The sequence below is a fragment of the Selenomonas sp. ND2010 genome (assembly GCF_000702005.1).
Classification (GTDB): domain Bacteria; phylum Bacillota; class Negativicutes; order Selenomonadales; family Selenomonadaceae; genus Selenomonas_A.
In genome coordinates this window covers 1-8,857 of record NZ_JNKI01000047.1, presented here as the reverse complement: position 1 = coordinate 8,857, position 8,857 = coordinate 1, and the positions used below count along the sequence as shown (strand labels likewise).

6 protein-coding genes are annotated in these 8,857 nt (G+C 51.9%); all 6 read left to right on the top strand.

Annotation, left to right across the window (positions count from 1 at the left end; genetic code table 11):
- Window positions 1-227 precede the first annotated feature (227 nt).
- The 6 genes from T504_RS0111680 to dnaB all read left to right on the top strand — a co-directional run bounded on the left by T504_RS0111680 (window position 228) and on the right by dnaB (window position 8,630).
- Window positions 228-1,736, top strand: a complete 1,509-nt coding sequence (locus tag T504_RS0111680) for a phosphohexomutase domain-containing protein (protein ID WP_033171256.1) — start codon at window positions 228-230, stop codon at window positions 1,734-1,736.
- Window positions 1,737-1,894: 158 nt separating this feature from the next.
- Window positions 1,895-2,857, top strand: a complete 963-nt coding sequence (locus T504_RS0111675) for a YybS family protein (protein ID WP_033171255.1) — start codon at window positions 1,895-1,897, stop codon at window positions 2,855-2,857.
- An 11-nt stretch (window positions 2,858-2,868) separates the two neighbouring features.
- A complete protein-coding gene (locus T504_RS0111670; protein ID WP_033171254.1) occupies window positions 2,869-4,878 on the top strand; it encodes a DHH family phosphoesterase in 2,010 nt (669 codons plus the stop codon).
- Window positions 4,850-5,293: a 50S ribosomal protein L9 gene (gene rplI, locus T504_RS0111665; protein WP_033171253.1), complete on the top strand. Its 444-nt coding sequence runs from the start codon at window positions 4,850-4,852 to the stop codon at window positions 5,291-5,293. Before T504_RS0111670 ends, rplI begins: the two co-directional genes overlap by 29 nt.
- Before the next feature lie 5 nt (window positions 5,294-5,298).
- Window positions 5,299-7,269, top strand: a complete 1,971-nt coding sequence (lonC, locus tag T504_RS0111660) for a Lon family ATP-dependent protease (protein ID WP_033171252.1) — start codon at window positions 5,299-5,301, stop codon at window positions 7,267-7,269.
- 32 nt (window positions 7,270-7,301) lie between these two features.
- Window positions 7,302-8,630 (top strand): replicative DNA helicase, encoded by a 1,329-nt coding sequence (gene dnaB / locus T504_RS0111655; protein ID WP_033171251.1) that lies wholly within the window; start codon window positions 7,302-7,304, stop codon window positions 8,628-8,630.
- Window positions 8,631-8,857 lie beyond the last annotated feature (227 nt).

Here is an 8,857-nt window from a genome sequence, read left to right as displayed (position 1 = left end):
GATAAAAATTTCGTTTAGGAAAACATCTCCCGCGTAGTGTTGGCACTGCCCCTAGCGGCGGCGAAGAGCTGCTTCGAATGAGATTCTTGTAACCTACAAACTGTAATTTGTTTCTGGAGAAAAATTAAAATAACAGGAAAATTTGCAATTCACATGGAATACATATTATCATAGATAGTAACGATGATAGTTATTCTATCTTGATTAATTGCTGAGGGGGCATTTTGATGATTATCCCAGAGAAAAACCTGATGAAACTTGCGAATGGCAGCGATGTTCGCGGTGTCGCTATGGAGGGCGTGGCCGATGAACCGGTGAACCTGACCACTGAGGCAGCCAATGTCATAACTTCAGGCTTTGTCGAGTTCCTGGCTGAGCGCACGGGAAAAGCCAAGAAGGATTTGCGCATCGCGGTAGGCCGTGATTCCCGCCTTACGGGACATGACCTCAAGCGTGAAGTCTTGAAATCGTTGACGGCTCATGGTGTCGTTACCGTCGACTGCAGTATGGCATCAACGCCGGCTATGTTCATGTCAACGGTATTTCCGGAGACGCAGATGGATGGTTCCATCATGATTACGGCCAGCCATCTGCCTTATAACCGCAACGGCATGAAGTTCTTCACCAAAGACGGTGGTGTAGAACATGAGGATATCATCACGATCCTGCAGAATGCTTCCCGCTATCCGGTTATGGAAGGGGAGCGTTCCAAAGCTCAGCGCTATAACCTCATGGAACGTTATGGTCACCATCTGCGCAAGAAAATCCGTGAGGCGCTGGGGGGCGAAAATGAGCCACTCAAGGGCATGCATATTGTAGTCGATGCCGGCAACGGTGCTGGCGGTTTCTTTGCTACGCAGGTTCTCGGCCGCCTCGGTGCGGATACGACGGGCAGTGCTTTCCTGGAGCCGGATGGTCATTTCCCGAATCACATTCCTAATCCGGAAAACAAGCAGGCTATGGCGGCAATCCGTCAGGCTGTCCTCGACAATCACGCGGATCTCGGCCTGATTTTCGACACCGATGTCGACCGCATGAGTGCTGTACTCAAGAACGGCAAGGAAATCAGCCGCAATGAGCTCATCGGCATGATGGCGGCAATTCTGGCACCGGCTTATCCGGGCAGTACGATTATCACCGACTCGGTTACCAGTGATGAACTGACAGAGTTCTTGGAAAAGGATCTGGGACTCAAGCATCTGCGTTATATGCGCGGCTATAAGAATGTCATCGACGAGTGCATTCGACAGAACCAGGCGGGAGTGGTTTCGCCACTGGCTATTGAGACGTCCGGACATGGGGCATTGTCCGAGAACTATTACTTGGATGATGGTGCTTATCTGGCAGTTAAACTGCTCGTAGCGGCTGCGAAAGCCAAAGCAGCTGGCCGCAAGCTGTCTGACCTCGTCAAGAATCTTGGCGCACCACAGGAGAGTCAGGAGTTCCGCCTTAAAATCAAGGGCGAAGAGGATTTCCGCGCTTATGGCAACGGCGTTTTGAAGACGTTTGAAGAACGGGCAGAAGCCAAGGGAATCAAGATTGCCAAACCGTCTTATGAAGGCGTGCGGCTGGTATTCCCCAATGGTTGGGCGCTCTTGCGCATGTCGCTTCATGACCCCAATATGCCGCTCAATGTAGAGAGCAGCCGGGAGGGCGGCGTAAAGGAAATCGCCAATCAGGTCAAAGAGCTTTTGGAAGGTTTCAACAGCCTCGACCTCAGCGTATTTGTCAAATAAATCAAGAAGGTTTGATTCCGGCCGCCACAGCAGCACTGTGGCGGCCGGAGCTTTATATTAGTACCTGCTTTCAAGACAGCATGTTTCTTTTCTGCTATAATGAAGATTGGTTTACTAAGGGCGTTTTGTAAAAAAATACCCTGAGAAAGGATGACAATATGACTCAACATAGAATCACCCCGATGGCAGAAAGCGGCCTTTTGGCAGCGATGACTGTTGTATTGGCTATGCTTGCTGTTTATTTGCCGGTACTGGGGATAGTGGCGGCACTTATCTGGGCGTTGCCTATCCTGGTGCTCGTAGTGCGGCATGGTTTCCGCTGGGGAATCATGGCAGTATTGGTGTCTGGCATCTGTATGGCGTTTTTGCTTGAACCGATGATGTCCCTGCGCATGGTGCTGTCCTTTGCTCCGGCTGGACTCCTGTTGGGACTGGGGTTCCGGCGGCATTGGTCGGGGGCGAAGGTATTTGGCGCTGCTTTCCTGGCATCGCTGGCTGGTAAACTGGCCGCCTTGGCGTTGATATTTGCCGTCACGGCAGTCAATCCGCTGAATATGGATGTGGATGCGATAAGAGCGTCCTTCGAGGCGGTATTCCAGATGTATCAGAGCATGGGAATGGAAGAAGCTGCGCTGGCAAAGGCTCGTCAGGAAATGGATGCTGCGCTGATGATGCTGCAGCTGCTGCTGCCGTTGGTGGTCCTGATGATGGGACTGACGGATACGGTAGTAGGTTATTTGCTGGGGACACGGGTGCTGCGGCGGCTGGGAGAGCCGGTCGAGACGCTTCCTCCGTTTGCCGAATGGCGTCTGCCGTCCTTTTTCCTATACCTTTTCGGGTTTGCCCTGGTTGGCATTTACTGGGGAGGGACGCGGGAAATCCAACTGCTCTATCAGATTTCCGTCAATGCCAATATGGTGGCAATCTTTGCCGGACTCATCCAGGGCTTGGCACTTACCCATTGTGTCATGCGGCATTATAAGCTGGCAACTGTAGCCCGGATTCTTATTATCGTTGTGATTATTACCAGTGGTTTTCTGACCCAGCTGGTAGCCTTGACCGGGCTTTTTGACATGCTTTTTGACTATCGACGCCGGTTTGCGGCGCGAGGTGAGAAATGAGGTGAGGCGCAATGCCGCGAAATCTTTCAGCCTGGATTGATTTGACAATCCATCTGCTGATTATGCTGGTACTGATTGGGGTTTTATCGTATTATAACCGTTATATTGCTGCGATTGCAGGCGTGGTGTGGCTTTCCCTTGCTTCCTTTGCAAGAGAGCGCTGTGCAGACCGCTCCAAGCGGTTTGACCGCTATTGCCGCAATGTTGTGCAGAATATCAAGGAAATGGTCAATTATGCGGTGGAAGAACTGCCTCAGGCTGTCTTGATCGTGACAGAGGATGGGCGCATTCAATGGACCAATTCCCGGGTGGCTCAGTATGTGGGCAGCCAGCCGGAAATGGATACGGATATTAAAGATATCTGGCCGGGCATCATCATCACGCCAATCTGGGGGCAGGAAGGGGAATACGTCTTTGCTCATGAGGATAAGTACTATCAGGTGCGTTATCGTCCGGTGAAGATGGCTCCGCATCAGCCCCAGCTGATGTCGCTTTATGTGCAGGATGTCACGACGCATGAAACCTTGCGCTCGACGTATCAGCAGAGCCGTACCGTTCTGGTCTATATCCAGATTGACAATTACGATGAAGTCATGCAGGGGCAGAGCGAAGCGGAGCGCACCGCGTTGCTTTTGGCGGTCAATCAGGCCTTGGATAAATGGATGAAGAATCTGGGCGGTTTTATGCGCCGGGTTTCGGATGATCTTTATCTGGTGGTCCTCGATCGTGAGGGACTGGACCTTGCCATCAGTGAACGCTTCGATGTCCTCGATAAGGTCCGTCAGCTGCAGAGCAGCAACCGCCTGCCGGTTACGCTTTCGATGGGCGTGGCCGTAGCGGATTCGCAGAGCATGGCAGAACTGGGCGCTCAGGCTCAGGCTGGCCTTGACTTGGCCTTGGGCCGTGGCGGCGACCAGGTCGCCGTAGATATCGGCGGCAAGACGCAGTTCTTTGGCGGCCGGACCAAGGCAGTGGAGAAGCATACCCGTGTCAAAGCCCGGGTGGTTGCGCATGCAATCCGCGAAATCATGGAGGGGGCCGATGAGGTTTTCATCATGGGGCACCACAACGAGGATTTCGACTGTTTTGGCGCGGCCATGGGAATGGCCAAAATGGCGCGGCAGCTGGAAAAGCCGGTTCATATCGTGTTATCGGAAATGAATGAGGGCATTGACAAGTTTGCCGATTTGCTGCAGGGCAAGGAAGAATACGAAGGCATCTTCGTTCGTGCGGATGACCTCACGATGATGACAGCACTCAATCCGGTGCTCATTGTCGTGGATACGCATATCCCGCATTTGGTGGCGGATTCTTCGCTGTTGGAGCGCATTCCGCAGGTGGTGGTCATCGACCATCATCGCCGCAGCGAACACTTTATCAAAAATCCGCTGCTCGTCTATATCGAGCCGGCTGCCAGCTCCACCAGCGAATTGGTGACGGAGCTTTTGATGTACTTCAGCGATGATTTGATGCTTTCCCGCCTCGATGCGACGGCACTTTACTCCGGTATTGTGGTAGATACGAAGAATTTTGCCGTCCAGACTGGCGTGCGCACTTTTGATGCAGCCGCCTACCTGCGCCGCAGTGGTGCAGATCCGGTCATGGTTCGCCATCTGTTCCGTTCCGATTACGATACGACAGTGGCATTGGCGCGTACGAAGGCACGGTCGGAGCTCTATGAGGGCGGCCTCATTGTCTCCTGTATTCCTGAGGAATTGAACAACATCCAGGTTATTGCCGCTCAGGCGGCAGATTCCCTGTTGCGCATCGAAAATGTCCGCATGAGCATTGTCGTGTTCCGCCTGCCCAATAATACGGTAGGTATCAGTGCCCGTTCCACGGGGGATATGAATGTTCAGGTCATCATGGAGGCATTTGGCGGTGGTGGACATCAAAATGTGGCCGGTGCCCAGGTCAAAGATGGCGATGTCGAGGACATCAAGGCCAAGGTAATTGAAATCAGTAAGAATTATATAGAGGAGAATGATCAAGATGAAAGTAATACTTCAGCAGGACGTTAAGAAACTCGGTAAAAAAGGCGATATTGTCGAAGTATCGGAAGGTTATGGCCGCAATTTCCTGCTGCCGAAAAAAGCAGCAGTCCTGGCTACGGCTGAAAATATGAATGTAGCCAAAGCACAGGCTGGCTCTAAAGCCCGTAAAGATGCTATGGCAACGGATGAAGCAAAACTCATGGCAGCTCAGCTCGAAAAGGTTTCCGTAACGATTCCAGTCAAAATCGGTGAGGGCGGCAAACTCTTCGGATCGGTAACGGGCAAAGATGTCGCGGCGGCACTCAAGAAGTCCAACATCGATATCGACAAGCGCAAAATTGCCATTCAGGGCGAAGTAACGGGCGAAGGCGTATATGAGGCTGTTATAAAGGTTCATCCGTCCATTACGAGCAAAATCAAGATTAACGTGGTTGCTGGCTGATTGTTATGAACTTCTTTAAGAATCTATTTCGCAAATTCAAGAAAAATGAGGAGCAGGCTATGCCTGCTCCTGTTCGTCAGGAACAACAGCCCGTTGACCGGGAAATCGAGGCTCTCTATGCGGTGCTGGTCGATGTGATGGGAACGGAAAAGCTCGTAATTAAAGCCGGTAAAATGAAGGCTTTGCAGCTCATGCGGTCCGAAGACCGCTGTGACCGGGTGCTGGCCCTGCAGCGAATCCTTGAAGAAGACCCGCTGATAGCACCGGCGCCGAAGGAAGCCGAACTGCCAAAGGTAATGGAGCAGTTGTCGGAACGGACGGCGGATCTGGTGGCGCGTCGCAATGTCGAGGACCACATCGAGAAAAAGGTTTCGGAAAAACTCGAAAAAGAGCATCAAGAATATCTAAACGATATTCGCAAGCAGGTTATCAAAGAGGAAAAACCAGGGGCCGAGTCCCCGCAGGACCGGAAGAAACGGGAAAAGCTCGAGCAGCTCGAATCCGTTCATTTGACCCAGTCCATTATGGAACTTTTGCGTCCGCAGGACTTTTCGGAGATTGTCGGTCAGGAGCGGGCGGTTAAGTCGCTGATGGCGAAGCTCAGCTCGCCTTACCCACAGCATTTGCTGCTCTATGGTCCGCCGGGAGTCGGCAAGACTACGGCTGCCCGGCTCGTGCTGGAGGCGGCCAAGAAAAAAGCGGCATCACCGTTCAAGGAAGAAGCTCCGTTCGTGGAAACCGATGGTACAACGCTTCGCTGGGATCCGCGGGATATGACCAACCCGCTGCTGGGTTCGGTTCATGACCCAATCTATCAGGGCGCTCAGCGCAATCTGGCCGATGGTGGCATCCCTGAGCCAAAACCGGGACTGGTTACCGATGCACATGGTGGTATTCTGTTCATCGATGAAATCGGTGAGATGGATGAAATGCTGCAGAATAAGCTGCTGAAGGTGCTTGAGGATAAACGGGCATTCTTTGAATCGGCTTATTATGACCCGACGGATGAAAAAGTTCCACCATATATCCATAAGCTCTTCGAGGAAGGTGCGCCAGCCGATTTCGTGTTGATTGGCGCCACTACCCGCGATGCCGGCCATATCAATCCGGCACTGCGCTCCCGCTGTGCCGAGATATATTTCGAGCCGCTCACGCCGCGCCATATCGAGGAAATCGTGACCAATGCGGCGGCCAAACTCCATGTGACCATGGATGAAGGGGTGGCAGCGCTCATCAGCGAGTACACCATTGAAGGCCGCAAGGCCATCAATATACTGGCCGATGCGTATAGTTTGGCCTTGGAAAAATGTGGGGCAGCCGATCAGGTCCCTGTGGAGAAGATAGCCCGCGGCGAAGGGCCAGCGGTATCCATCACCAAGGCGGATATCTACGAAGTCGCTCAGGTTAGCCGGCTTTATCAATTCGTGACGAAGAAGGCTTCGGATAAGGCCTTGACCGGTCATATCTTTGGCCTCGGCGTATCGGGCTTTTTAGGCTCGGTCATCGAGATTGAGGCTGTGGCTTTTGAGGCGCATGAAAAGGGTAAGGGAACTGTCCGCTTTAATGAGACGGCTGGTTCCATGGCCAAGGATTCCGTGTTCAATGCTGCTTCTGTCATGCGGCGGCTTACGGGCAAGGATATTCATGATTACGATGTTCATATCAATGTAATCGGTGGCGGCAATATCGACGGCCCTAGTGCCGGTACGGCTATTCTAGCGGTATTAACCAGTGCGATAACAGGCCGCAAAATCAAGCAGAACGTGGCTGTGACTGGTGAGATTTCCCTGCAGGGGCGCGTCCGCCCCGTTGGCGGTGTCTTTGAAAAAGCTTATGGTGCCAAACAGGCGGGAATCAAGACCTTGATTATCCCAAAGGAAAACAGCAAGGATATCCCGAAGGAACATCTCGGCTTGGAAATCCATGCAGTAGAAACAGCAGACGAGGCTTTTGCTATCCTGTTTGAAGACGAATAAGCCATTGGCCGCTGCTTAGAAAGGATACAAAAATGGCATTACCAGAACGCGTCCCTCCTCAGAATATCGAAGCCGAGCAGGCTGTTCTGGGAGCGATGCTCATAAAGAAAGAAGCCATCATCGAGGTGCAGGAAATCCTGCAGCCGGATGACTTTTACCGTGAAGCCCATCGCATCGTTTATGAAGCGATGCTGGAACTATCGGGCAATGATGAGGCGGTTGACCTCGTAACCTTGACGGAACAGCTGCGCAAGAGCGAACAGCTAGAGAAAATCGGCGGCCTGCCGTTTATCACGCAGCTGGCGAATGCCGTGCCCACGGCAGCGAATGTTGGCTATCATGCGAAAATCGTCAAGGAAAAAGCAGAACTTCGCAATCTCATTAATGCGGCGACCAAAATTGCCAGTGCCGCTTACGAGGATACGGATTCCGTGGAAAATATCATGGATGAGGCGGAAAAGAGCATCCTGGCCGTAGCCAACCGCCAGAATGGCGGCGCCTTTGAGTCCATGAAAAGCATTGTCATGCGCACCTTTGAGCGCATCAATGTGCTCTATGAGTCCAAGGGTGGACTTACAGGCATTAGTTCGGGGTTTAAGGATTTGGATAAACTTACCTCTGGTCTGCAGAAATCTGACCTCATTTTAGTGGCTGCGCGTCCGTCTATGGGTAAAACGGCATTTACCCTTAATATTGCCGCATATTGTGGTCTTCATGACTGCAAAGTCGCATTTTTTTCCCTCGAGATGAGTAAAGAGCAGCTCATGCAGCGCATGATGTGCTCGGAAGGTGGCATTGATGCCACGCGTTTGCGAACGGGCCAGTTGGATGAGGGCGAATGGAATAAATTGGTTGAGACGGCGGACAGGCTCAGCCGTGCGCCGATTTTTATCGATGATACGGCCGGTATCACGGTCATGGATCTGCGATCTAAGGCACGCCGCCTGAAAGCTGAACATGGACTGGACCTCATCATCATCGACTATTTGCAGTTGATGCAGGGACGGGCCAGCAAAAACAGCGACAACCGACAGCAGGAAATCTCAGAGATTTCGCGTTCGCTCAAGGCTTTGGCTCGTGAGCTTGACGTACCAGTCATCGCACTGTCACAGCTCTCCCGTTCGGTTGAGAGCCGTCAGGTCAAAAAACCGATGCTCTCAGATTTGCGTGAGTCCGGTTCGTTGGAGCAGGATGCCGATATCGTCATGTTCCTTTATCGCGAAGATTACTACGATAAGGATACGGAAAACAAAAATATCACGGAAATCATCGTGGCAAAACATCGTAATGGTCCCGTCGACAGCATCCAGCTTTTCTTCCAGAAGGAATACACGAAATTCCGCGATTTACTGGTTCAGTAAATTTTATCAAGAAGCAATCCCCTTGGCTCATACCCGAGTCAAGGGGATTTTGTTAAATTACCGTTTATCGGTTCGTGGAGCCTTATTCGAAGCAGCTCTTCGCCGCCGCTAGGGGCAGTGCCAACACTACGCGGGAGATGTTTTCCTAAACGAAATTTTTATCTTTAATTAAGCATCGAAAAAGTTGCAAAACGCGCTTCGCTTGAACGGTAGCAATTTTTCGACGA